Annotated in this window: 19 protein-coding genes and 1 pseudogene; 9 read left to right on the plus strand and 11 right to left on the minus strand. The window is 75.5% G+C overall.

Features of this window, described 5'->3' with window-relative positions:
• Positions 1-275: 275 nt before the first annotated feature.
• Positions 276-1,811 (minus strand): tRNA (N6-isopentenyl adenosine(37)-C2)-methylthiotransferase MiaB, encoded by a 1,536-nt coding sequence (gene miaB / locus GTQ99_RS04870; protein WP_166614617.1) that lies wholly within the window; start codon positions 1,809-1,811, stop codon positions 276-278.
• Between the two features lie 118 nt (positions 1,812-1,929).
• On the opposite strand from miaB, the gene GTQ99_RS04875 reads away from it, so the two are divergent.
• From GTQ99_RS04875 to GTQ99_RS04890, 4 genes are all read left to right on the plus strand, one after another.
• Entirely contained in the window at positions 1,930-2,712 is a 783-nt protein-coding gene (locus GTQ99_RS04875; protein ID WP_166614618.1) for an amino acid ABC transporter ATP-binding protein, read from the plus strand.
• Between the two features lie 61 nt (positions 2,713-2,773).
• Positions 2,774-3,703 (plus strand): glutamate ABC transporter substrate-binding protein, encoded by a 930-nt coding sequence (locus GTQ99_RS04880; RefSeq protein WP_166614619.1) that lies wholly within the window; start codon positions 2,774-2,776, stop codon positions 3,701-3,703.
• A gap of 82 nt (positions 3,704-3,785) precedes the next feature.
• Entirely contained in the window at positions 3,786-4,466 is a 681-nt protein-coding gene (locus GTQ99_RS04885) for an ABC transporter permease subunit (protein WP_166614620.1), read from the plus strand.
• Positions 4,463-5,314 (plus strand): ABC transporter permease subunit, encoded by an 852-nt coding sequence (locus tag GTQ99_RS04890; RefSeq protein ID WP_166614621.1) that lies wholly within the window; start codon positions 4,463-4,465, stop codon positions 5,312-5,314. The genes GTQ99_RS04885 and GTQ99_RS04890 overlap by 4 nt, the downstream gene beginning before the upstream one ends.
• Positions 5,315-5,409: 95 nt before the next feature.
• On the opposite strand, the gene GTQ99_RS04895 is transcribed toward GTQ99_RS04890, so the two are convergent.
• The 3 genes from GTQ99_RS04895 to recA all read right to left on the minus strand — a co-directional run bounded on the left by GTQ99_RS04895 (position 5,410) and on the right by recA (position 7,395).
• Complete coding sequence (locus tag GTQ99_RS04895; RefSeq protein WP_166614622.1) at positions 5,410-5,706, minus strand: antibiotic biosynthesis monooxygenase; 297 nt, start codon at positions 5,704-5,706, stop codon at positions 5,410-5,412.
• Positions 5,707-5,776: 70 nt separating this feature from the next.
• The gene (locus GTQ99_RS04900; RefSeq protein ID WP_420814510.1) at positions 5,777-6,358 is read right to left on the minus strand and encodes a regulatory protein RecX; all 582 of its coding nucleotides are present in this window, start codon (positions 6,356-6,358) and stop codon (positions 5,777-5,779) included.
• Positions 6,355-7,395, minus strand: coding sequence for a recombinase RecA (gene recA, locus GTQ99_RS04905; protein WP_166614624.1), 1,041 nt, complete (start codon positions 7,393-7,395; stop codon positions 6,355-6,357). The genes GTQ99_RS04900 and recA overlap by 4 nt, the downstream gene beginning before the upstream one ends.
• Before the next feature lie 246 nt (positions 7,396-7,641).
• On the opposite strand from recA, the gene GTQ99_RS04910 reads away from it, so the two are divergent.
• Together GTQ99_RS04910 and GTQ99_RS24780 are read left to right on the plus strand one after the other, a co-directional pair.
• Entirely contained in the window at positions 7,642-8,628 is a 987-nt protein-coding gene (locus GTQ99_RS04910; RefSeq protein WP_338074731.1) for an SMP-30/gluconolactonase/LRE family protein, read from the plus strand.
• Positions 8,625-9,167, plus strand: coding sequence for a DinB family protein (locus GTQ99_RS24780; protein WP_166614625.1), 543 nt, complete (start codon positions 8,625-8,627; stop codon positions 9,165-9,167). Before GTQ99_RS04910 ends, GTQ99_RS24780 begins: the two co-directional genes overlap by 4 nt.
• Before the next feature lie 15 nt (positions 9,168-9,182).
• Here GTQ99_RS24780 and GTQ99_RS04920 read toward each other — a convergent pair whose 3' ends face one another.
• Positions 9,183-9,404, minus strand: coding sequence for a DUF3046 domain-containing protein (locus tag GTQ99_RS04920; RefSeq protein WP_166614626.1), 222 nt, complete (start codon positions 9,402-9,404; stop codon positions 9,183-9,185).
• A 75-nt stretch (positions 9,405-9,479) separates the two neighbouring features.
• Here GTQ99_RS04920 and GTQ99_RS04925 point away from each other — a divergent pair, with 75 nt between their 5' ends.
• Both GTQ99_RS04925 and GTQ99_RS04930 read left to right on the plus strand, forming a co-directional pair.
• Positions 9,480-14,264 carry an ATP-dependent helicase gene (locus GTQ99_RS04925; protein ID WP_166614627.1) on the plus strand — a complete coding sequence of 1,595 codons (4,785 nt, stop codon included), beginning with the start codon at positions 9,480-9,482 and terminating at the stop codon, positions 14,262-14,264.
• Between the two features lie 90 nt (positions 14,265-14,354).
• Positions 14,355-15,245 (plus strand): DNA-formamidopyrimidine glycosylase family protein, encoded by an 891-nt coding sequence (locus GTQ99_RS04930; RefSeq protein ID WP_166614628.1) that lies wholly within the window; start codon positions 14,355-14,357, stop codon positions 15,243-15,245.
• A gap of 201 nt (positions 15,246-15,446) precedes the next feature.
• On the opposite strand, the pseudogene GTQ99_RS27460 reads toward GTQ99_RS04930, so the two are convergent.
• The 6 genes and pseudogenes from GTQ99_RS27460 to GTQ99_RS04960 all read right to left on the minus strand — a co-directional run.
• A pseudogene (locus tag GTQ99_RS27460) lies at positions 15,447-15,818 on the minus strand (helix-turn-helix domain-containing protein); the annotation flags it as partial.
• 151 nt (positions 15,819-15,969) lie between these two features.
• Positions 15,970-16,521: a nicotinamide-nucleotide amidohydrolase family protein gene (locus GTQ99_RS04940; RefSeq protein ID WP_166614629.1), complete on the minus strand. Its 552-nt coding sequence runs from the start codon at positions 16,519-16,521 to the stop codon at positions 15,970-15,972.
• Positions 16,518-17,099: a CDP-diacylglycerol--glycerol-3-phosphate 3-phosphatidyltransferase gene (pgsA, locus tag GTQ99_RS04945; protein ID WP_166614630.1), complete on the minus strand. Its 582-nt coding sequence runs from the start codon at positions 17,097-17,099 to the stop codon at positions 16,518-16,520. The genes GTQ99_RS04940 and pgsA overlap by 4 nt, the downstream gene beginning before the upstream one ends.
• The gene (gene rimO / locus GTQ99_RS04950; RefSeq protein WP_166614631.1) at positions 17,096-18,559 is read right to left on the minus strand and encodes a 30S ribosomal protein S12 methylthiotransferase RimO; all 1,464 of its coding nucleotides are present in this window, start codon (positions 18,557-18,559) and stop codon (positions 17,096-17,098) included. Before rimO ends, pgsA begins: the two co-directional genes overlap by 4 nt.
• A 61-nt stretch (positions 18,560-18,620) precedes the next feature.
• The gene (locus GTQ99_RS04955) at positions 18,621-19,421 is read right to left on the minus strand and encodes an NYN domain-containing protein (RefSeq protein ID WP_166614632.1); all 801 of its coding nucleotides are present in this window, start codon (positions 19,419-19,421) and stop codon (positions 18,621-18,623) included.
• A 64-nt stretch (positions 19,422-19,485) separates the two neighbouring features.
• Complete coding sequence (locus GTQ99_RS04960; protein ID WP_420814509.1) at positions 19,486-22,299, minus strand: DNA translocase FtsK; 2,814 nt, start codon at positions 22,297-22,299, stop codon at positions 19,486-19,488.
• 186 nt (positions 22,300-22,485) lie between these two features.
• On the opposite strand from GTQ99_RS04960, the gene GTQ99_RS04965 reads away from it, so the two are divergent.
• Positions 22,486-23,551, plus strand: a 1,066-nt coding sequence (locus GTQ99_RS04965) for a heparan-alpha-glucosaminide N-acetyltransferase domain-containing protein (RefSeq protein WP_166614633.1), incomplete at its 3' end; no start/stop codon positions are given.

Here is a 23,551-nt window from a genome sequence, read left to right on the forward strand (position 1 = left end):
CGGCACCCCGATGAGCGGCCCGCGCCGCTGAGGCGCCCCCGCCCGCCGCACCCGTCCGCACCCGGCGCAGCACCGATCCGGAGGTGATGGCATGACCATCCCGACCCCACCGCCCACACCGCTCCCGCCGAGCCCGGTGCCCCGGCCGGGCACGCCGGGCGAGCCGCTGCCCGACCCGGGGCCGCTGCCCGGCCCGGAGCCGGTGCCGCAGCCGGCGACGCCGCCGGCCAAGTAGCCCCCACCGCCCGGGCGGCGCCTGCGAGGGCGCGGGCGGCTCAGCGCACCCGGACGGCGGGCAGCCCCAGGCTGACCGGCCGCGGACCCGCCTCGGCGGCGGGCTCGGGCCGGGCCTGGCGCGCCTGCCAGGCGTCGCCGGCGCGGGTGCGGCGCACCGCGAAGGCGCTGGTGTCGTCGGCCTCGAGGTAGTGCGGCGCCCCGCGGGTGATCGTCACGGTCGCCACGTCGCCCGGCCGGGGCACCTGCGCGCCCTGCGGCACCGCGAAGTGCACGAGGCGGTTGTCGGGGGCCCGGCCGGAGAGCCGCTGCGTGCTGGCGTCCTTGCGCCCCTCGCCCTCGGCCACGAGCACCTCCAGGGTGCGCCCGGCCTGCGCCGCGTTCTCCTCCAGGGTGATGCGGTCCTGCAGCGCGGTCAGCCGCTCGTAGCGCTCCTGCACGACGGCCTTGGGCACCTGCTCGCCCATGGTGGCGGCCGGGGTGCCGGGGCGCGGGGAGTACTGGAAGGTGAATGCGGAGGCGAAGCGGGCCCGCTCGACGACGTCGAGGGTCTGCTGGAAGTCCTCCTCGGTCTCCCCGGGGAAGCCGACGATGATGTCGGTGGTGATCGCGGCGTCCGGGATGCTCGCGCGGACCCGGTCGATGATCCCCAGGAAGCGCGTGCTGCGGTAGGAGCGGCGCATCGCCTTCAGCACCCGGTCCGAGCCGGACTGCAGCGGCATGTGCAGGCTGGGCATGACGTTCGGCGTCTCGGCCATGGCGTCCACGACGTCGTCGGTGAAGCTGGAGGGGTGCGGGCTGGTGAAGCGCACGCGCTCCAGCCCCGCGACGCCGCCGGTGGCGCGCAGCAGCTTGCCGAAGGCGAGCTTGTCGCCGAACTCGACGCCGTAGGTGTTGACGTTCTGCCCCAGCAGGGTGACCTCGAGGACGCCCTCGCCGACGAGCGCCTCCACCTCGGCCAGCACGTCGCCGGGGCGGCGGTCCTTCTCCTTGCCCCGCAGGCTCGGCACGATGCAGAAGGTGCAGGTGTTGTTGCAGCCGACGGAGATGCTCACCCACGCCGCGTAGGGCGACTCCCGGCGGGTGGGCAGCGTGGAGGGGAACGTCTCCAGCGACTCCAGGATCTCCACCTGCGCCTGGGCGTTGTGGCGGGCGCGCTCGAGCAGCACCGGCAGCGAGCCGACGTTGTGGGTGCCGAAGACGACGTCGACCCAGGGGGCCTTGCGGACGATCTCGCCGCGGTCCTTCTGCGCCAGGCAGCCGCCGACGGCGATCTGCATGCCGGGCCGGCGCTCCTTGACGGGCGCCAGGTGGCCGAGGTTGCCGTACAGCTTGTTGTCGGCGTTCTCGCGCACGGCGCAGGTGTTGAAGACCACCACGTCGGGTTCGACGGCGGCGCCCGGGGCGCCCGCCTCGTCGAAGCGGACGTAGCCGGCGTCCTCCAGCAGCCCGGACAGCCGCTCGGAGTCGTGGACGTTCATCTGGCAGCCGAAGGTGCGCACCTGGTAGGTGCGCGGCTGCTCGGCCGGCGGCGCGGTGGTGGCGCTGGTCGGCCCGGTGGCGGTCGGCGTGCTCATCGCCCCCAAGGGTAGGTCACCGCGGGAGAGGGCGACCGTGGTCACTCTTGGGTCACGATCTGCACACCTCTCCGGAGGTCCTGTGGGCAACGTGCGCAGACCCTGTACGGTCCGGGCCATGAGCGACCCCGTGCAGGCCCCCCACCCCGGGCGGACCGCGACCCGCCGCCCGCTCGTGGTGCTGGAGGGCGTGCAGAAGCACTTCGGAGCGCTGCACGTGCTGAAGTCGATCGACCTGACGATCGCCGAGGGCGAGGTCGTCGTGGTCATCGGCCCGTCCGGGTCGGGCAAGTCGACGCTGTGCCGGGCGATCAACCGCCTGGAGACCATCGACGGCGGGCGCATCACCATCGACGGCGAGGAGCTGCCGGCCGAGGGCAAGGACCTCGCGCGGCTGCGCGCCGACGTCGGGATGGTCTTCCAGAGCTTCAACCTCTTCGCCCACAAGACGGTGCGGCAGAACGTCACCCTGGGTCCCGTCAAGGTCCGCGGCACCTCCGCCGCCGAGGCCGGCCGCCGCGCCGACGAGCTGCTGCAGCGGGTCGGGGTGGCCTCGCAGGCCTCGAAGTACCCCGCGCAGCTGTCCGGCGGCCAGCAGCAGCGGGTGGCGATCGCGCGCGCGCTGGCGATGGACCCCAGGGTCATGCTCTTCGACGAGCCGACGTCCGCGCTGGACCCGGAGATGATCAACGAGGTCCTCGACGTCATGACGGGCCTGGCCCGCAGCGGCATGACGATGGTCGTCGTCACCCACGAGATGGGCTTCGCCCGCCGCGCCGCCGACCGCGTCGTCTTCATGGCGGAGGGCGAGGTCCTCGAGGACGCCGTGCCGGAGAAGTTCTTCACCGACCCCGAGCACCCCCGCGCCAAGGACTTCCTGTCCAAGATCCTCACCCACTGACCCACCCGACACCCGTGGGCCCGTCGCGGACCGCGGGGACCACCCCAGGAGGCACGACCCCATGAGGACCATCCGCAGCAGGCACCGCGTCAGCGCGCTGGCCGGCGTGGCGACCGCCCTGCTCGCCCTGAGCGCCTGCGGCCAGGAGGGCTCCCCGGAGACCGCCGGCGGCGGCACCGAGAGCTCGGGCGGCAGCTCGGCGGCACCCACCTACGCCGTGGCCTCCGACGTGGCCATCACCGGCAGCCCGACGTACGACAAGATCACGTCGGCCGGCAAGGTCGTCATCGGCGTCAAGGCCGACCAGCCGGGCATCGGGCAGAAGGACCCCGGCAGCGGCGAGTACGCCGGCTTCGACATCGAGATGGCCAAGCTCATGGCCGCGAAGCTGGGGCTCACCCCGGACCAGATCGAGTTCGTGGAGACCGTCTCGGCCAACCGCGAGCCCTTCCTGCAGCAGGGCACCGTCGACATGGTGATCGCCTCCTACACGATCAACGACAAGCGCAAGGAGGTCGTCGACTTCGCCGGCCCGTACTACGTGGCGGGCCAGGACCTGCTCGTGCGCGCCGACGACGACTCGATCACCGGGCCGGACGCCCTGGCCGGCAAGAAGGTCTGCTCGGTGGAGGGCTCCACGCCGGCGACCCGCATCCGCGACGAGCACCCGGACGCGACGCTGGTGACCTTCGACGCCTACTCCAAGTGCGTGCAGCAGCTGACGAGCAACGCCGTGGACGCCGTCACCACCGACGACGCCATCCTGCGCGGCTACGCCGCCCAGCAGCCGGACGCCCTCAAGGTCGTCGGCGAGCCCTTCAGCGAGGAGCCGTACGGCATCGGCCTGCCCAAGGGCGACACGGTGCTGCGCAACACCCTCAACGACGCCATCGAGGCCGCGGTGAGCGACGGCGACTGGAAGAAGGCGTACGACTTCACCCTCGGCGGCAGCGGCACCGACCCCGAGCCCCCGGCGGTCGACCGCTACTGAGAGCCGCGCCCGGGCACCCCGACGACGTGGTGCCCGGGCGCTCGCACGTCCACCCCCGTTCCACGACCCCCTAGGAGGCGACGTGCAGGTCATCGTCGACAACCTCGACGCCTTCGGGCGCGGTGCCTGGGGCACGATCGTCCTGTTCTTCTGGTCGACGCTCGGCTCCCTGGTCCTCGGCACGCTCCTGGCCGTGTTCCGCGTCTCCCCCAGCCCGGCGCTGCGGGCCGTCGGGACGATCTACGTCAACCTGTTCCGCAACACGCCGCTGACGTTGATCATGGTGTTCTGCGTGCTGTGCCTGCCGATCCTGCAGATCACCTTCACCGAGGACTCCGGGCGGCAGTACCGCGCCTACGCGGTCCTCGCGCTGGTGGCCTACACCTCCTCCTTCGTGTGCGAGGCGATCCGCTCCGGCATCAACACCGTGCCGGTCGGGCAGGCCGAGGCCGCGCGCGCCATCGGCCTGCCGTTCACCAAGGTGCTGAGCCTGGTCGTGCTGCCGCAGGCGTTCCGGGCCGTGGTGCCCCCGCTGGGCAGCATCCTCAACGCGCTGCTGAAGAACACCTCGGTCGCCTCGGCGGCCAACAACTTCGAGCTGATCTCCGCGATGCGCGGCCTGGTGGAGCAGAACGGCAACGCGGTCATCGCCGTCCTCATCGGCACGACGGTCACCTACGTGGTCCTGGCGCTGCTGCTCTTCGCCGGCGTCGAGGTGCTGGAGCGGGCGCTCGACCGCGACCGCAAGGGGGCACGGGCGTGAGCTCCCGCATCGACTCCGTCCTCTACGACGCCCCCGGGCCGCGCGCCCGTCGGCTCAACGCCGTCCTCACCGTCGTCGGCGTGCTCGTCATCGCCGCGGTCGTCGGCTGGGTGGTCTGGAAGCTGGAGGCCGCCGGGCAGTTCAGCGCCTCGCTGTGGAGCCCGTTCACCTACTCCGACATCCAGACCCAGCTGGCGGCGGCCTGGTGGGAGACCATGAAGGTGGCGCTGACGGCGATCGCCCTCTCGATCGTCCTCGGCGCGGTCCTGGCGGCCGGGCGGCTGTCGACCTCGGCGGCGCTGCGCCGCGTGGCCGCGACCCTGGTGACGCTGTTCCGCACGCCGCCGGTGCTGCTGCTGATGTTCTGGTTCTTCTACGGCGCCAGGGGGCAGATCCCGCTGTTCTGGTGCGCCGTCCTGGGCCTGACCATCTACAACGGCGCCTTCCTCGCGGAGATCCTGCGCGCCGGCGTGCAGGCGCTGCCGAAGGGGCAGGCGGAGGCAGGTCTGGCGATCGGGCTCACCCCCGGCCAGGTGCTGTGGACGGTGCAGCTGCCGCAGGCGGTCCGCTCCATGCTGCCCTCGCTGGTGTCCCAGATCGTCGTCATCCTCAAGGACACCGCGCTGGCGTACATCATCGGCTACAGCGAACTGCTGCGCTGGGGCCAGCAGGCGGGGTCCTTCTACTTCAACCTCATCCCGGCGTTCATCGTCATCGCGGTCGTCTACGTGGGGACCAACATGGTGATCTCCGCGCTGGCCAAGGTCCTGGAGCGCAGGATGAGCACGCACACCGCGGCGCGCGTCACCCCGCAGGCCGCGACGGCCCAGGCCGGCGCCGCCGCCTGAGGAGCGGGGGCACCGACGCCGAGGGCCGGTCACCGCAGCGGTGACCGGCCCTCGGCGTCCCGGACGCCCGTCGTGCCGCGCGGGGCGCCGGTGCGTCAGACGTCGGCGCGGGGCGCGTAGCGGGTGAGCTTCGGCGGGGCGGCGACGATCGTGCCGAGCTGCGAGGCGCCCTCCGGGGTGGCGCGCCAGGCGCGGTAGGCGTCGTCGTGCTCGATCGACTCCCAGCGCTCCAGCAGGGCGACGCGGGTCTCGTCCTGGGTGTCGACGAGGACCTCGACGCCGAGGCAGCCTGCGAAGGCGCGGGTGGCCTCCAGCGTCCTCGTGATGACCGCGGGCGCGTCGGCGACGGCCTCGGGCTTGAGGGTGAGTTCCAGGACGGAGGTGATGCTCACGGGTGCTCCTCGACTGCCGACGGTGGTGCCAGGAGGTTACGCCGTGCCGATCACGCCGCCGACGACCGGCTCACCCCTGGGGTTCGGCCCCGTCCGCGGTGTCGTCCGCGGTGTCGTCCGGGGTGTCGGCCGCCAGCTCCTCGCGGACCAGGCGCATGACCAGGCCGGGCGGGAAACCGCGCCGGGCGAGCACCCCCGCCAGCCGGCGCTGCCGCTTGACCGCGTCCATGCCCCGCGTGGCCGCGAGCGGTCTGCGCAGCAGCGTGCGCGCTGCCTGCTCCTCGATGGAGTCGTCGACCTCCTCGAGGGCGTCCTGGGCGGTCTCGTCGGCGATGCCCTTGCGGCGCAGCTCCAGCGCGAGGGCACGGCGACCGCGGTGCCCCTGCCGCGAGTGCACCCAGCTCTGCGCGAAGGAGCGGTCGTCGACGAGCCCGACCTCCTCGAAGCGGTCGAGGACGTCCTGGGCGACCTGCTCGGGCACGTCCTTGGCCGCCATCTTCTGCGCCAGCTGCGCGCGGCTGCGGGGAGCCATCGTCAGCTGGCGCAGGGCGATGGTGCGAGCGACCTCGTGCGGGTCCGCCTCCCGGTCCGGGTTCTGGTCCGGACCGGGAGGGACGTCACGGCGCCGCCGCGGGCGGTCGGGACGGGTCAGAACTCGACCTTGTCCTCGACCTCGGCCGGTGCGTCGATGCGGGCACCGATGCCGAGCTTCTCCTTGATGCGCTTCTCGATCTCGTCGCCGAGGTCGGGGTTGTCGCGCAGGAAGGCACGGGCGTTCTCCTTGCCCTGCCCGAGCTGGTCGCCCTCGTAGGTGTACCAGGCACCGGACTTGCGCACGAAGCCCTGCTCGACACCGAGGTCGATGAGACCGCCCTCGCGGGAGATGCCCTGGCCGTAGATGATGTCGAACTCGGCCTGCTTGAACGGCGGGCTGACCTTGTTCTTGACGACCTTGACCCGGGTGCGGTTGCCGACCGGGTTGGTGCCGTCCTTGAGGGTCTCGATGCGCCGGACGTCCAGGCGCACGGAGGCGTAGAACTTCAGCGCCTTGCCGCCCGTGGTCGTCTCGGGCGAGCCGAACATGACGCCGATCTTCTCGCGGAGCTGGTTGATGAAGATCGCGGTGGTGCCGGAGTGGTTGAGGGCACCGGTGATCTTGCGCAGCGCCTGCGACATGAGGCGGGCCTGCAGGCCGACGTGGCTGTCGCCCATCTCGCCCTCGATCTCGGCCTTGGGCACCAGGGCCGCGACCGAGTCGATGACGATGATGTCGAGGGCGCCGGAGCGGATGAGCATGTCGGCGATCTCGAGCGCCTGCTCCCCCGTGTCCGGCTGGGAGACCAGCAGGGCGTCGGTGTCCACGCCGAGCTTGGCGGCGTAGTCCGGGTCGAGGGCGTGCTCGGCGTCGATGAAGGCGGCGATCCCGCCGGCGCGCTGCGCGCTGGCGACGGCGTGCAGGGCGACGGTCGTCTTGCCGGAGGACTCCGGGCCGTAGATCTCGATGACGCGACCGCGGGGCAGCCCGCCGATGCCGAGCGCGACGTCGAGGGCGATGGATCCGGTCGGGATGACCTCGATGGGCGGGCGGACCTCGTCGCCGAGGCGCATCACCGAGCCCTTGCCGAAGTTCTTGTCGATGGCTGCGAGCGCGGCGTCGAGGGCCTTCTCGCGGTCCGCAGGAGCGGGCATGTCCTCACCTTTGGGTCGGGTCGGCCGGCTCCTCGTCAGAGCGCGGGCCTTCGGTCGAGCTGACGCGGGTCACGCTACGACCCGCCTCCGACACGACCCCGGCACGAGCCGGGGCTGTGGGCGGCGGGGGCGCTGCGCGGCCCCTGTGGACACCCCGATCCTATCCGTACAGGTGTTCGACCCGCGCACCCCGACCGGCGTGTCGCCGCCTCCCGCGCGGCCCGCGCGCCCCCTACAGTGCCGCGCGTGACGTCGACGTCCCCGGCCCCCGTGCCGCACTCCGCCCCCAGCGTCCTCGACCCGCGCGGCACGGCGCTGCTCGAGCCCGGCGCGCGCCTGGAGCACCTGGGCACCGCCAGCACGTGGGCCGAGGGCCCGCTGTGGCTGCCCGCCGAGCAGGCGCTGCTCGTCAGCGACATCCCCGGCGACCGCGTCCTGCGCTGGAGCGAGGCCGAGGGCCTCGTCGTGCACCGCGAGGGCGTGGAGTTCACCAACGGCCGCACCCTGGACCACCAGGGCCGCGTCGTCACCTGCTCGCACGGCCGGCGCGCCGTGGAGCGCACCGCGGCGGACGGGACCACGGAGGTCCTCGTCGACTCCTACGCCGGCGCCCGGCTGAACTCCCCCAACGACGTCGTCGTCGCCTCCGACGGCGCGATCTGGTTCACCGACCCCCCGTACGGCATCTCCGTGGAGGTGGAGGGGCACGAGGGCCACCGCGAGTACGGCGACAACTTCGTCTTCCGCTTCGAGGAGGCCACCGGCGAGCTGCGCGTCGTCGTCACCGACGTCGAGGAGCCCAACGGGCTCGCCTTCTCCCCCGACGAGTCGCTGCTCTACGTGGCCGACACCTCGGCGGCGCCCACGCCGGGCAACGGCGACCACCGGCTCATCCGCGTCTACGACGTCCTCACCGGCGTGCGCGGCGGCCGCGGCCCGCAGGCGCGCCCCGGCGGCCCCGTCGCCAAGAACGGCCGGGTGTTCGCGACGGTGGAGCGCGGCCTGGCCGACGGCTTCCGCGTGGACCGCGGGGGCAACGTGTGGACCTCCGACGGCGACGCGGTCACCGTCTTCGCCCCGGACGGCACGCGGCTGCTGCAGGTCGTGGTCGGGGAGGTCGTGGCCAACCTCTGCTTCGGCGGTCCCGAGGGCCGCGACGTCTACGTGGCCGCCTCCACGAGCGTGTACCGGCTGCGCACCCGCGCCGTCGGCGCCGGGCTGTGGTGGCTGTGAGCGGGCCCGCGGACCGGCCCGGCTGGACCGCTCCCCCGGCGCCGGAGCGCGTGGAGCCGGCGGGCACGGCCGACGAGCGCGCGCTGCTCGCCGCCTACCTCGACCACCACCGCGCCACCTTCGCCCGGAAGGTCGCCGGCCTGAGCGCCGAGCAGCTGCGCCGGCGCGCCGTGGAGCCGTCGTCGCTGAGCCTGCTGGGCCTGGCCCGCCACCTCGCCGAGGTGGAGCGCTCCTGGTGGCGCCGGCGCGTGGACGGCCAGGACGTGGCGCCGCTGACGTACGACGAGGGCAACCCCGACGGCGACTTCGACGACGTGGGGAGCGCCGACGCCGCGGCGGACCTGGCCTGGCTGGCGCAGGAGCAGCACCTCGCGCGCGAGGTGCTCGCCCGCCACTCCCTCGACGACGTCTTCGAGCACGCGGGCCAGGGCACGCTGTCGGTGCGCTGGGTCCTCGTCCACCTCGTCGAGGAGTACGCCCGCCACAACGGCCACGCCGACCTGCTGCGCGAGCGCGTCGACGGCGAGGTCGGCGAGTAGCGCCCGCGCCCGCCCTCAGCGCTTGGGCGCGCGGTCCCTGCCCAGCCGCCGCGCCTGCGGGACGTCCATCGCCTCGCACAGCGCCAGCCAGATCTCCTTGGGCTCGACGCCGGCGTCCAGGGCCTGCTGCGCGGTGCGGTCGTCCAGGGCGAGCAGGACCTGGTCGGCGGCCAGCGAGCGGCCGTAGGCGGTGCCGAACTCGTCCTCCACCAGGGTCCAGAACTCGCTGACGCGCATGGCGCAAGCCTGCCACGCGGGTGCGGGAGCGGCCGCGGGGGGCGGGTGTCGGAGGCCGGTGGTCGAATGGCGTCCATGAGCACCGCCAGCACCGGGGCCCCCGCCGCCGAGGACGTCCTCGGGCGGTTCTCGGCCGCCACGCGGGCGTGGTTCACCCGCGCCTTCGAGGCCCCCACCCCGGCGCAGCTGGGCGCCTGGGACGCCGTCAGCCGCGGCGACCACGCGCTCGTCGTCGCCCCCACCGGCTCCGGCAAGACGCTGTCGGCGTTCCTGTGGGCCCTGGACGGCCTGGCCGCCCAGCCCGTGCCCGAGGACAAGGACCACCGCTGCCGGGTGCTGTACGTCTCCCCGCTGAAGGCCCTGGCCGTCGACGTCGAGCGCAACCTGCGCTCCCCGCTGACCGGCATCCGCCAGGAGGCGCAGCGGCTCGGGCTGCCGGTGCCCGACGTGCGCGTCGGCGTCCGCTCCGGCGACACCCCCGCCGAGGAGCGGCGCGGCTTCACCCGCACCCCGCCGGACGTGCTCATCACCACCCCCGAGTCGCTGTTCCTGCTGCTGACCTCCAAGGCGCGCGAGCAGCTGCGCGGCGTGCGCACCGTGGTCCTCGACGAGGTGCACGCGATGGCGGGCTCCAAGCGGGGCGCCCACCTGGCGCTGTCCCTGGAGCGCCTCGACGCGCTCGTGGCGGCGGCGGGCGGCGAGCCCACCCAGCGGGTCGGGCTGTCGGCCACCGTGCGCCCGGTGCGGACCGTGGCCGAGTGGGTCTCCGGCGGGCGGCCCGTGACGGTCGTGCAGCCGCCGTCCACCAAGGAGTTCGACCTGCGCGTCGTCGTCCCCGTGGAGGACATGAGCGACCTCGACGCCTCCGGTCGCGGCGCCGAGGACCCCGACGACCTCACCGGCCAGGCGGCGGGCGACCCGCGGCGGGCCAGCATCTGGCCGCACGTGGAGGAGCGCATCGTCGACCTCGTCGCCGAGCACCGCTCCACGCTCGTCTTCGCCAACTCGCGGCGGCTGTCCGAGCGGCTGACCGCCCGCCTCAACGAGGTCTGGGACGAGCGGCTGCACCCGCGGGAGGAGGACGCGGTCCCCGACCCGTGGGACACCGGGCGCCCGGTCCCCGCGCCCCCCGCCGAGGCCCCCGGCGCCTCCGGGCTCTCGGGGGGCAAGCCGCCGGTCCTGGCCCGCGCGCACCACGGCTCGGTGTCCAAGGAGCAGCGCTCCCTCATCGAGGAGGACCTCAAGGCCGGCCGGCTGCCCGCCGTCGTGGCGACCTCCAGCCTGGAGCTGGGCATCGACATGGGCGCGGTCGACCTCGTCGTGCAGGTGGAGTCCCCGCCGAGCGTGGCCAGCGGCCTGCAGCGCGTCGGGCGCGCCGGGCACCAGGTCGGCGCCGTCTCGCGCGGCGTGCTGTTCCCGAAGTTCCGCGGCGACCTGCTGCAGACGGCCGTCGTCGTCGAGCGCATGCGCGAGGGGCGCATCGAGGAGCTGCACGTGCCCGCCAACCCCCTCGACGTGCTGGCCCAGCAGGTCGTGGCGATGGTCGCCATGGACGAGTGGAGCGTGCCCGACCTGCACGCCCTCGCCCGGCGCGCGGCGCCGTTCGCGACCCTCTCGCGCGCCGTGCTCGACGCCGTCCTGGACATGCTCTCCGGGCGCTACCCCAGCGACGAGTTCGCCGAGCTGCGCCCGCGCCTGGTCTGGGACCGCGTCACCGACACCCTCACCGGGCGCCCGGGTGCGCAGCGCCTCGCCGTCACCAGCGGCGGCACCATCCCCGACCGCGGCCTGTTCGGGGTGTTCCTGGCCTCCGGCGAGGGGCCTGGCCGGCGGGTGGGCGAGCTGGACGAGGAGATGGTCTACGAGTCGCGGGTCGGCGACGTCATCACGCTCGGCTCCTCGGCCTGGCGCGTGGAGGACATCACCCACGACCGCGTCCTGGTGACCCCGGCGCCGGGGCAGCCCGGCCGGCTGCCGTTCTGGCACGGGGAGGCGCTGGGCCGCCCGGCCGAGCTCGGCCGCGCCCTCGGGGAGTTCGTCCGCGAGCTCGGCGGCCTGCCGGGCGGCTTCGCCGGGCAGGCCGCCGGCGAGCGGGTGCGCGCCGCCGGCCTGGACGACTGGGCCGCGGGCAACCTCCTCGCCTACCTCGGCGAGCAGCAGGAGGCCACCCGCCACGTGCCCGACGACCGCACGATCGTCGTGGAGCGCTTCCGCGACGAGCTCGGCGACTGGCGCGTGTGCGTGCACTCCCCCTTCGGCGGGCAGGTGCACTCCCCGTGGGCGCTGGCCCTGGGTGCGCGCATGCGCGAGCGCTTCGGCGTGGACGTGCAGGCCATGCCCGCCGACGACGGCATCGTGCTGCGCCTGCCCGACCTGGACCTGCCCGAGGGGCAGGCCCCCGACGTGGCCGACCTCGTCGTCCTGGAGGCCGCCGAGGTCGCGGAGCTGGTGACCGCGGAGCTGGGCGGGTCGGCGCTGTTCGCCTCCCGCTTCCGCGAGTGCGCCGCGCGGGCGCTGCTGCTGCCGCGCCGGCAGCCGGGGCGGCGCCAGCCGCTGTGGCAGCAGCGGCAGCGGGCGGCCTCGCTGCTGCAGGTGGCCAGCCGGTTCGCGAGCTTCCCCATCGTGCTGGAGACGGTGCGCGAGTGCCTCTCCGACGTCTTCGACGTCACGGGGCTGGAGCGCCTCATGGGCGACCTCGCGGCGCGCACGGTGCGCGTGGTGGAGGTGGAGTCCCAGCAGCCGTCGCCGTTCGCGCGGGGGCTGATGTTCGGCTACGTCGCGCAGTTCCTCTACGAGGGCGACTCCCCGCTGGCCGAGCGCCGCGCGGCGGCGCTGGCCCTGGACCCCAGCCTGCTCGCCGAGCTGCTGGGGCGCGGGGAGGGCGCTGCGCTGCGCGACCTGCTCGACCCGGAGGCGGTGACCCGCACCGAGGCCGAGCTGCAGCGCCTGGTGCCCGAGCGCCGCTGCGCCGACGCCGAGGACGTCGCCGACCTGCTGCGGGTGCTGGGCCCGCTGACCACCGCGGAGGTGGTGGCCCGCAGCGGCCGCAGCCTCGACGAGGTGCCCGTCGTGCTCGGCGAGGACGACGTCGTCCGCTGGCTGGTCTCGCTGGAGGGGGCGCGCCGGGTGATCCGGGTGCGCGTGGCCGGCGCCGAGCACTGGGCGGCGATCGAGGACGCCGGCCGGCTGCGCGACGGGCTGGGCACCGCGCTGCCCGTGGGCATCCCCGAGGCGTTCACCGAACCCGTCGCGGACCCGCTGGGCGAGCTGTTCGGCCGCTACGCCCGCACCCGCGGCCCCTTCACCGTCGCCGAGGCCGCCGCCCGCTTCGGCGTGGGCCGCGCCGTGGCGCACGACGCGCTGCGGCGCCTGCAGTCCGCCGGCCGGCTGGTGGAGGGCGAGCTGCGCCCCGGCGGCACGGGCACGGAGTTCTGCGACGCCTACGTCCTGCGCGCCCTGCGCCGGCGCTCGCTGGCGGCGCTGCGCGCCGACGTGGAACCCGTCGCCCCGCGCGACCTGGCGCGGTTCCTGCCCGCCTGGCAGGGCGTGGGCACGGGCATCCGCTCGCGCCTGCGCGGGGTGGACGGGGTGCTGCGGGCCGTGGAGCAGCTGGCCGGGGCGGTCGTGCCCGCCAGCGCGCTGGAGCCGCTCGTGCTCGCCGCGCGGGTCGAGGGGTACTCCCCGGCGATGCTCGACGAGCTCACGGCGGCCGGGGAGGTCGTCTGGTCAGGTCACGGCAGCCTGCCCGGCGACGACGGCTGGGTCTCGCTGCACCCGGCGGACCTCGCACCGCTGACGCTGCCCGACCCGGGCGAGTCGGAGGTCTCGGTCGACACCGACCTGCACCGCGCGGTGCTGGAGGCGCTCGGCGGCGGCGGCGCGTACTTCTTCCGCGCGCTCTCCGACGCCGTCGGCTCCACCGACGACGTGGGGCTGGCGAGCGCGCTGTGGGACCTGGTGTGGGCCGGTCGGCTCACCAACGACACGCTCGCCCCGCTGCGCAACCGCCTCGGCGGCCGCGGGGCGCACAAGGCGCGCGCCGGCGCACCGCGCTCGCGCTACGCCCGCCCCGGGCGGCCGGGCCGGGGCCTGCGCGGCACCCGCGTGGAGCTGCCCTCGCGCAGCGGTCCCCCCTCGGCGGCCGGTCGCTGGTCGCTGCTGCCGCAGGTGGAGGCCGACGCCACCGTGCGCGCGCACGCCACCGCGGAGGTGCTGCTGGACCGGCACGGCGTGCTCACCCGGGGCGCGGTCGGCAGCGAGCGGGTGCCCGGCGGCTTCGCGGCGGTCTACCGGGTGCTGGCCGCCTTCGAGGAGGCGGGCCGGGCGCGGCGCGGCTACTTCGTCGAGGGGCTGGGGGCCTCCCAGTTCGCGACGACGGGCGCCGTGGACCGGCTGCGCGACAGCGCCCGCCCGCTCGGCGGGGCCAGCCCCTCGCAGGCCCGCCAGGAGCGGCAGGGCCGTGGCGACACCGGACCGGGGGCGGTGGTGCTCGCGGCCACCGACCCGGCCAACCCGTACGGGGCGGCGCTGGGGTGGCCCGAGCGCCCGGAGAGCACCGCCGGGGCCACCGGGCACCGCCCGGGGCGCAAGGCGGGCGCGCTGGTCGTCGTCGTCGACGGCGAGCTGGTGCTCTACGTCGAGCGCGGCGGGCGCTCGGTGCTGTCGTGGACCGCGGAGGCCGACGCCCTGCAACCCGCCGCCGACGCGCTGGCGCTGGCGGTGCGCGAGGGGGTCCTGGGCAAGCTGACGGTGGAGAAGGCCGACGGCAGCGAGGTGCTGGCGGTGGACTCGCCGCTGGCCGCGGCGCTGGAGGCCGCGGGCTTCCACGCGACCCCGCGCGGTCTGCGCATCCGCTCGTGACGCCCCCGGCGGGAGCGGCCACGGGCGGGCTCGCCGGGCTCGCGGGGGCGCCGGCGCGGGTGCTCGCCCAGCGGTCGGCGGGGGGCGCGCGTGCCCGAGGGTGACGTCGTCTGGCGCACCGCGCACCGGCTGCACCGGGCGCTCGCCGGGCGCGAGCTGCTGGCCGCCGACCTGCGCTGGCCCAGCCTGGCGACCGCGGACCTGGCGGGCCGGCGGGTGCTGGAGGTCGTCAGCGCCGGCAAGCACCTGCTCACGCGCCTGGCCGCGAGCGGCGGCGAGCCCGCGCTGACGCTGCACAGCCACCTGCGGATGGAGGGCTCGTGGTACGTGGAGCGCACCGGCGACCCGCGCGGGCGGCGCTCGGCCTCCGGCACCCGCGCGGTGCTGACGACGCGGGAGTGGACCGCCGTCGGGCACAAGCTGGGGATGCTCGACCTGGTCCCCACGACGGGCGAGGACGGTCTCGTCGGGCACCTGGGCCCGGACCTGCTGGGGCCGGGCTGGGACGCGCAGGAGGCCCGGCGGCGGTTGCTGCTCCGGCCGGACCGCGAGCTCGGGGCGGCCCTGCTGGACCAGCGGGTGCTGGCCGGGGTGGGCACGTTCTACATGGCGGAGGCGTGCTTCCTCGCGCGCCTGACGCCGTGGTCGCCGGTGCGGGACGTGCAGGACCTGCCCGCCTTCGTCGAGCTGCTGCACCGGCTGCTGGAGGTCAACAAGGACCGCGTCGAGCAGGTGACCACCGGGGACCTGCGCCACGGCCGGCACAACTACGCGCACGGCCGCTCGGGGCTGGCGTGCCTGCGCTGCGGGAGCACCGTGCGGGTGGCAATGATCGGCGAGGCGCCGCAGGAGCGGACGGCCTTCTACTGCCCGGGCTGCCAGCGGGGGCCGGCCCCCACCGACGACGGCCGGCCGCAACGCCCCCTGGGGCACGTGGACCGGGCCCGGACGACGCGCACGTCGTACCGGACCCGGAGGTGAGCTGAGCGGGGGTTCCCGGCCTCAGGCGGCCGAGACGAGGCGGCGGCGCAGGACGAGCTCGAGCTCGTCGGGCAGGCCGTCGAGCTGGACGGCGAACTCCTGGCTGGTCTCGGCGGACAGGTCCGCCAGGGCCGAGTCGACGATGGAGTCCACGGCCTGGTCGACGGCCGACTCGATGCTGCGGTCGAGCTCGTCGTCGCCGGCGCCGACGGGGACGACCGCGGGGGTCTCGTCGGTGACCGTCACGAGCGGGGTGGGCTCTGCGGCCCGCGCCGGGGCGGCCGGAGCCGGGACGATGCCCTCGGCCGCGTAGGGGCGGCGGGCGAGGTCGCGCACGCCCTCCTCGTCGGCGATGCGGCGGGTCACCTCGCCCAGGACCTGGGACAGGGGGACGTCGAGGGCGGTGCAGATCGAGGCCAGCAGTTCGCTGGAGGCTTCCTTCTGGCCGCGTTCGACCTCGCTGAGGTACCCCAGCGAGACGCGGGCCGTCGACGACACCTCGCGGAGGGTCCGGTGCTGGCCACGGCGTTCGTCGCGCAGCACGTCACCGATGGTCCGGCGGAGCACGACCATGCGACGGCCTCCCTCGGGGAGTCGAGGCGGCAGCCCACGCAACGTCGGACGGGCGTTCGGCGCTGCGCCGTGGCTGCCAGTAGTGGAACCACCACCGTACCCCGGCCGGGGCATCGGGGGCGTGGTGGGAGCAGGGTTGCGCACGTCAGGCTCAACTCCCGGGACGGCTCCCGTGTTCCGCGGCGTGCTCGGCGGTGTGCTCGGGGACGTGCTCGGGGGCCAGCTCGGCGACGAGGGCGGCGAGCTCGGTGATCGCCGCGTCGACGGCCGCGGAGCGCACCTGCGCCCGCTCCCCCGCCAGCGCCAGCCGCACGTGGCGGGCACCCCCGTGCAGCCCGTCGGCCGCCACCCCGACGAAGACCGTGCCGGGCGGGGAGCCGTCGGCGGGACCGGGTCCGGCGACCCCGGTCGTGGCCACCGCGACGTCGGCGCCGAGGCGCTCGCGCGCGCCGCGGGCCATCTGCTCGGCGACGAGCCCGTCGACCGGACCGGTGCGCGCCAGCCGGCCGGGGTCCACGCCGAGCACCGACGCCTTCAGCTCGGTGGCGTAGGCGACGACGCCGCCGCGCACGACGGCCGAGGCGCCCGGCACGTCGACCAGCCGCGCGCACACCAGACCGCCGGTCAGCGACTCCGCGGTGGCCACCGTGAGGCCGGCGGCCCGCAGCGCCGCGACGAGCTCGGGAGCGCCGACGGGGCTCACGCGGCCGGCCGCAGCAGCCGGTAGCCGGCGACGACGTAGGCCCAGGCGCTCCACAGCGTCAGCACGACGGCGACGCCCATGACGGCCAGGCACAGCGGGTCCAGGGCCGCCGGCAGCGGCAGCACGAACAGGCCGACCGCGACGGTCTGCACGACGGTCTTGACCTTGCCGCCCCGGGCGGCGGGGATGACGCCGCGCCGGATGACGACGAAGCGCAGCAGCGTGACGGCCAGTTCCCGGGCCAGGATCACCACCGTCATCCACCACCACAGCCGCCCCTGCAGCGAGAGCACGACGAGACCGGCCCCGATGAGGGCCTTGTCGGCGATGGGGTCGGCGATCTTGCCGAAGTCGCTGACGACCTCCCAGCGGCGGGCCAGGTGCCCGTCGTAGCGGTCGGTGATGCTGGCGGCCGCGAAGACCGCGGTGGCGGCGGTGCGCCAGCGCCAGTCCGTGCCGCCGTCCTCGGCCAGGAACCAGACGAAGACGGGGACGAAGAGCAGGCGCAGGACGGTCAGCGCGTTCGGCAGGTGCAGCCGGTGCGCGGTCCGCCACTCGAACCCGGCGCGGGTGCTCACGGGTGCTCCAGCGGCTGCGCGAGCAGGTCGGCGCCCGACACCCCGCTCACCCGGGCGGTGACGAGGTCGCCGACGGCCACGGCCGCGCCCGGCGGCAGGTCCAGCTCGGTCTCGCCGTCGACGTCGGGCCCCTGGTGGGCGGCGCGGCCCACGACGTGGCGGTCGCCGTCCTCGTCGAGCACGGACTCCACGAGGACCTCGACGACCTCCCCGAGGCGCTCCTCGGCGCGCTGCGCCACGAGCTCCTCCACGAGGCGGCTGACGCGGTCGGCGCGGGCGGCCACGACGTCGGCGGGCAGCTGCCCGTCGAGGCCGGCGGCCTTGGTGCCGTCCTCGTCGGAGTAGCCGAAGACGCCGACGACGTCCAGGCGGGCGCGCTCGAGGAAGGAGCACAGCTCCTCGACGTCGTCCTCGGTCTCGCCGGGGAAGCCGACGATGACGTTGGAGCGGATCCCGGCCAGGGGCGCGCGCCGGCGCACCTGCTCCAGCAGCTCCAGGAAGGGCTCGCTGCCGCCGAAGCGGCGCATGCGGCGCAGCACGGCCGGCGCGGAGTGCTGGAAGGACAGGTCGAAGTAGGGCACGACGCCGGGGGTGGAGGTCAGGGCGTCCAGCAGGCCGGGGCGGACCTCGGCGGGCTGCAGGTAGGACACCCGCACGCGCTCGATGCCGTCCACGGCGGCCACCCGCGGCAGGAGGGCCTCCAGGGCGCGCAGGTCGCCGAGGTCCTTGCCGTAGGAGGTGGTGTTCTCGCTGACGAGGAAGACCTCCTTGACGCCCTGCCCGGCCAGCCAGCGGGTCTCGGCCAGCACCTCGTCGGCGGGCCGGGAGACGAAGGAGCCGCGGAAGGCGGGGATGGCGCAGAAGGAGCAGCGGCGGTCGCACCCGGCGGCGATCTTGACCGGCGCCCACGGCCCGGAGCCCAGGCGGCGGCGCACCACGCGGGGACCGCTGGCGGGGGCCAGCCCGTCGGGCAGGTCGCTCAGCTGCACGGGCGCGCGGGCGGCGGCGGCCGCCTGCCGCTCGGCGGGGGCCAGCGGCAGCAGGGCGCGGCGGTCGCGCGGCACGTGGGCCTGCGGCTTCTCGCCGTGCAGGATCGCCTCGAGGTGGGTGGAGAGGTCGGCGTAGGAGTCGAAGCCGAGGACGGCGTCGGCCTCGGGCAGCGACTCGGCGAGGTCCTTGCCGTAGCGCTCGGCGAGGCAGCCGACGGCCACGACGGCGCCGGTGCGGCCGGCGTCCTTGAGGTCGGCGGCGGCCAGGACGGTGTCGATGGAGTCCTTCTTGGCCTGCTCGACGAAGCCGCAGGTGTTGACGACCGCGACGTCCGCGCCGTCGGCGTCGTCGACGAGGGTCCACCCGGCGTCCGCGAGGCGGCCCGCGAGCTCCTCGGAGTCGACGTCGTTGCGTGCGCAGCCGAGGGTCACGAGCGCGACGGACCGCTGCGGGGTGGGAGTGGTGGACACGTCGTTCAGGGTACGCACCGCGCGGGGTGCGGGCGTGCGGGCCGCGGCCCGCGCCGGGTGCTCAGCCGGTGCGCACGCGCTGCACGTGCGGCACCGGCACGCGGCTGACCTCGCCCACCTCGGGCGCCACCGCGTGCGGGGCCTCCGGGGGGGCCGGCGCGGGAGCGGCGCCTGCGGGCGCGTCGGCCACCGGGTGCTCCCCGGGGCCGGCGTCCTCCAGCAGCGCGCGCATGGGGCGGGTGGGGCGGAACCAGCCGCCGTCGGGCGGCAGCGCGGTGAGCCGGGTGCGCCCCAGGGAGACCTGGAAGGCGCCGGGGACGTCCTCGAGGTCGACGAACTCGATGAGCGGGGACTCCTGCGCGTAGCCGGCGACCTCGGCGAAGGAGAGGACGACGACCCGCACGCCCGCGCGGTGCAGCTCCTCCAGCGGTTGCAGGAAGTTGCGGCCGTCCCCGCTGGCGACGACGACGCGGCGCAGCCGGTGGCTGGCCCGGCGGGCGGCGATGTGGCGCAGCATGGCGTCGTCGACGTCGTCCTCGGGCTGCACCTTGGGCCGGGCGAAGACGGCGTAGCCGAAGCTGCGCAGGGCCTCGATCCAGCCGCGCAGCGACACCGCGCTCGTGGGGTGCACGTTGGTGAACACGCAGCCCTCGACCTCGTGGTCGGCGGCCTCGGACAGGAACCAGCGCGCGATGGCGTCGAAGCGCGGCCGGTCGGAGGAGGCCGGGCGCGAGCCGAGGATCGACGACAGCGTCATGTCGATGTTGGGCGCGTCCCAGACCAGCAGGTCGAGGTCCTTGCGCTCCGTGACCGGCGCCGGCTGCTCCCGCCGGGCCGGGTCGTGGGGGCGGGGCGAGTCCATGCGTTCAAGTTACACGGAGAGTCACCGTTTTGCGACGCTCCGCTTGCGGTGCGTGACGTGTCGTTCAGCGGCGGTCGAGGAGCTCCCAGGCGTCCTCGTCCCCGCCGGTGCTCTCCACCACCTCGACGTCGTCCCCGCCCGCCGGCTCCAGCGCCCGCGGCGGCTCCTCGCCGCGCATGAGCGCCAGCGTGCCGGGCAGGTCCTCGGGGCGCACGAGCACGTCGCGGGCCTTGGAGCCCTCGCTGGGGCCGACGACCCCGCGCGACTCCAGCAGGTCCATCAGCCGGCCGGCCTTGGCGAAGCCGACGCGCAGCTTGCGCTGCAGCATCGACGTCGAGCCGAACTGCGTGGTCACCACCAGCTCGGCGGCCTGCAGCAGCACCTCGAGGTCGTCGCCGATCTCCTCGTCGACCTGCTTCTTCTGCGCCGGCGCCACGACGTCGTCGCGGTAGGTCGGCTGCAGCTGCGACTTCACGTGCGAGACGACGGCCTCGATCTCGCTCTCGGTGACCCAGGCCCCCTGCACGCGCATCGGCTTCGAGGAGCCCATCGGCAGGAAGAGCGCGTCGCCCTGCCCGACGAGCTTCTCCGCGCCGGGCTGGTCCAGCACGACGCGCGAGTCGGCCAGCGAGCTCGTCGCGAACGCCAGCCGGCTGGGGACGTTGGCCTTGATGAGACCGGTGACCACGTCCACGCTCGGGCGCTGGGTCGCCAGGACCAGGTGGATGCCGGCCGCGCGCGCCAGCTGCGTGATGCGCTGGATGGAGGCCTCCACGTCGCGCGGGGCGACCATCATGAGGTCGGCGAGCTCGTCGACGATGACCAGCAGGTACGGGTACGGGCGCAGCACCCGCTGCGAGCCCTCCGGCGGGGTGACCCGGCCGGCCTTGACGGCCTTGTTGAAGTCGTCGATGTGCTTGAACCCGAAGGCCGCGAGGTCGTCGTAGCGCACGTCCATCTCGCGCACGACCCAGTCCAGCGCCTCGGCCGCCTTCTTCGGGTTGGTGATGATCGGCGTGATGAGGTGCGGGATGCCCTCGTAGATCGTCAGCTCCACGCGCTTGGGGTCCACGAGCACCATGCGGACCTCGTCGGGCGTGGCGCGCATGAGGATTGAGGTGATCATCGAGTTGACGAAGCTCGACTTGCCGGCGCCGGTGGCGCCCGCGACGAGCAGGTGCGGCATCTTCGCCAGGTTGGCGATGACGTAGCCGCCCTCGACGTCCTTGCCGACGCCCATGACCATCGGGTGCTCGGTGCGGGTGGCGACGGCGCTGCGCAGCACGTCGCCCAGCGAGACGGTCTCGCGGTCGGTGTTGGGGATCTCGATGCCGATGGCCGACTTGCCCGGGATCGGCGACAGGATCCGCACGTCCGCGCTGGCGACCGCGTAGGCGATGTTCTTCGACAGCTGCGTGACCCGCTCGACCTTCGTGCCGGCGCCGAGCTCCACCTCGTAGCGGGTGACCGTCGGGCCGCGGGAGAAGCCGGTGACGCGCGCGTCGATGTCGAACTGGTCCAGGACGCCCGACAGGGCCTCCACGACGCGGTCGTTGGCCGCGCTGCGCTCCTTCGGCGGCGTGCCGGGCGTCAGCGCCGCCGGCTCGGGCAGCGCGTAGGTGACGTCGCCGGTCAGCGCGAGCTGCTCGATGCGCGGCGGCACCGGGGTGGACGCCGGGGCGGGCAGGTCCTCGGGCGTGCTCGCCGGGACGCGGGAGCCGTCGACGAGCGGACGCGCGGGCGCGGGCACGTCCTCGGCCTCCCCGCGCTCGGCGGACTGCTCGGCGGGCACCGGGCGCCGCTCGCCCGGCCGGGGCCGGCGGGTGGCGCCGGCCTGCGCGGCCCGCTCCTCGGCGTCGCTGACCACGGGCGTCTCGAAGGCCTCGTCGCCGGCGCGCGCAGCGGCCTCGGCGGCCTCGGCGAGCTCCCTGCGGCGCCGGCGCGCCGACCTGCCCGCGCCCTCCGCGCCGGGCTCCTCCTCGGCCGGGGCCGCCTCCAGCGCGGCGCGGCGCTGGCGGGCGAGGGCCTTGGCGGGCAGGTCGCGGGGCGCCGGCGGCTCGGAGCGGTGCGGGTGGTGGGTGAGGCGCTCGTAGCCCTCCCGCAGCCGCGCGGGGATGGCGTGCACCGGGGTCGCGGTGAGCACCAGGACGCCGAAGAAGCCCAGCAGCACGAGGATCGGGACCATCACCCACGACGTGAGCGCGGTGGTGAGGGGACCGGCGACGAGGAAGCCGACCATGCCGCCGGCGTCGGTGACGACACCGGCGCCCTCCGGCCCGGTGGGCGCGGGCGCCCCGCTGGCCAGGTGCACCAGACCGGCCGCGGACAGCGTCAGGGCCATCGCGCCGACGACCGCCCGGGTGGTGGTCCGGGTGTGGTCGGGGTGGCGCAGCAGGTGCACCGCGAGGCCGAGGAGGACGAGGGGCAGCGCCAGGGCGACCTCGCCGAACGTGCCGGCGGCCACGGTGTGGACCACGGCCCCCGCCCGGCCGGGCAGCCCCCACCACTCGCGCGCGGCGACGACGATGGCCAGGGCGAGCAGGGCGAACCCGGCGCCGTCGCGGCGCAGCTCGGGGTCGAGGTCGCGGGCCCCGCTGCCGACGCGGCGGGCGGCGCCGCCGACGAGGTGCGCGCACCCCATCCAGACCGCGGAGACGGCGCGCACCGGCCAGGAGGGGCCGCTGGGGGCGGGGCGCTTGGCGGGTGCGCGCTTGGCGCCGCCGGTGGAGCGGGCGCCGCCGCCGCGGGCGCCCGACGAGCGCGCGGGTGCCTTCGACCCGCTGCGGGTCCCGGACGTCGCCACCTTCGCGGTTCCTCCCCTGCTGGACGTGCCTGCCGACCTGGAGCCGGTCGTGCGTGCGTTCGTCCGGGTGGCCATGCGGTCACCGTACCGACCGCGCTCGCGCGGGCACGAGAGCGGACACGAGCGCGGACACGACTGCTCCGGCCGGGCGCGCGCCCGGCCGTCGACCAGCGTGCCCCGGCGGTGCGGCGCGCACCGGCAGGACACGCCGGGGCCGGGCCCGGCGCCGGCGCCGCGGCCCGCAGCGGACACACTGGCGCCGTGAGCGCCCTCGACGCACCGGCGCGCCGGCGCAGCTCCGGCACCCGCATCGCCGGCGTGGACCTGGCCCGCGCCGCGGCCATCGCGGGGATGATGGCCGTCCACGTGCTCCCCGAGGGGGCGCCCGGCGCCGCGGGCACCCTCTACGAGCTCGCGCACGGGCGCGCCTCGGGGTTGTTCGCCGTCCTGGCCGGGCTCTCGCTGGGGCTGACGACCCGTTCCTCGGGCGCCTCCGCGCGCTCGCGGGCCGGGGCGCGCGTCGAGGTCGTGGTGCGCGGGGTGCTCGTCGCGGTGCTGGGGCTGGCGCTGGTGAGCGCCGGCAGCCGGGTCGCGGTCATCCTCCCGTACTACGGGCTCGCCTTCGTCGTCGTGCTGCCGTTCCTGTGGTGGCCCGCGCGCCGGCTGGCGGTGCTCGCCGTGGGCTGGCTGCTGCTGGCCCCCGTGGCCTCCTACGCCGTGCGCGCCGCCTACGCGCTGCCGGCGCGCACCGAGCAGCCGGTGCTGACGGACCTGCCGCGGCCCGGGGAGCTGCTGCAGACGCTGCTGCTGACGGGCTACTACCCCGTGCTCGGCTGGAGCGGCTACCTGCTGCTGGGCCTGGCGGTCTCGCGGGTGGACCTGCGGGCGCCGCGCGCGGCGGCGCAGGTCGCCGGCGCCGGGGCGGTGCTGGCCGGTGCGGCCTGGACGGCCAGCGGGCTGCTGCTGGGGCCGGCGGGCGGCGGCGCCCGGCTGCGGGCGCTGGCCGGGCCGGCCGCCGTGCAGCAGCAGGACTTCTACGGGACCGTGCCGACCACGTCGCGGTGGTGGCTGGCGGTGGTGGCCCCGCACTCCGGCACCCCGCCGGACCTGCTGCACACCGCCGGCACGGCGCTGCTCGCCGTCGGCCTGCTGTGCCTGCTGCCGCCGCTGCTGACCCGGTTCCTGCAGCCGCTCACCGCGTTCGGCGGCATGCCGCTGAGCGTCTACACCGCGCACGTGCTCGCGCTGGCGCTGTACCCGGGCGACACGGCGACGCTGCTGGCGCTGCACGTGCTCGTCGGCGTCGTGCTGGCCACGGCGTGGCGGG

It is taken from the genome of Kineococcus vitellinus (assembly GCF_009906315.1).
GTDB lineage: Bacteria > Actinomycetota > Actinomycetes > Actinomycetales > Kineococcaceae > Kineococcus > Kineococcus vitellinus.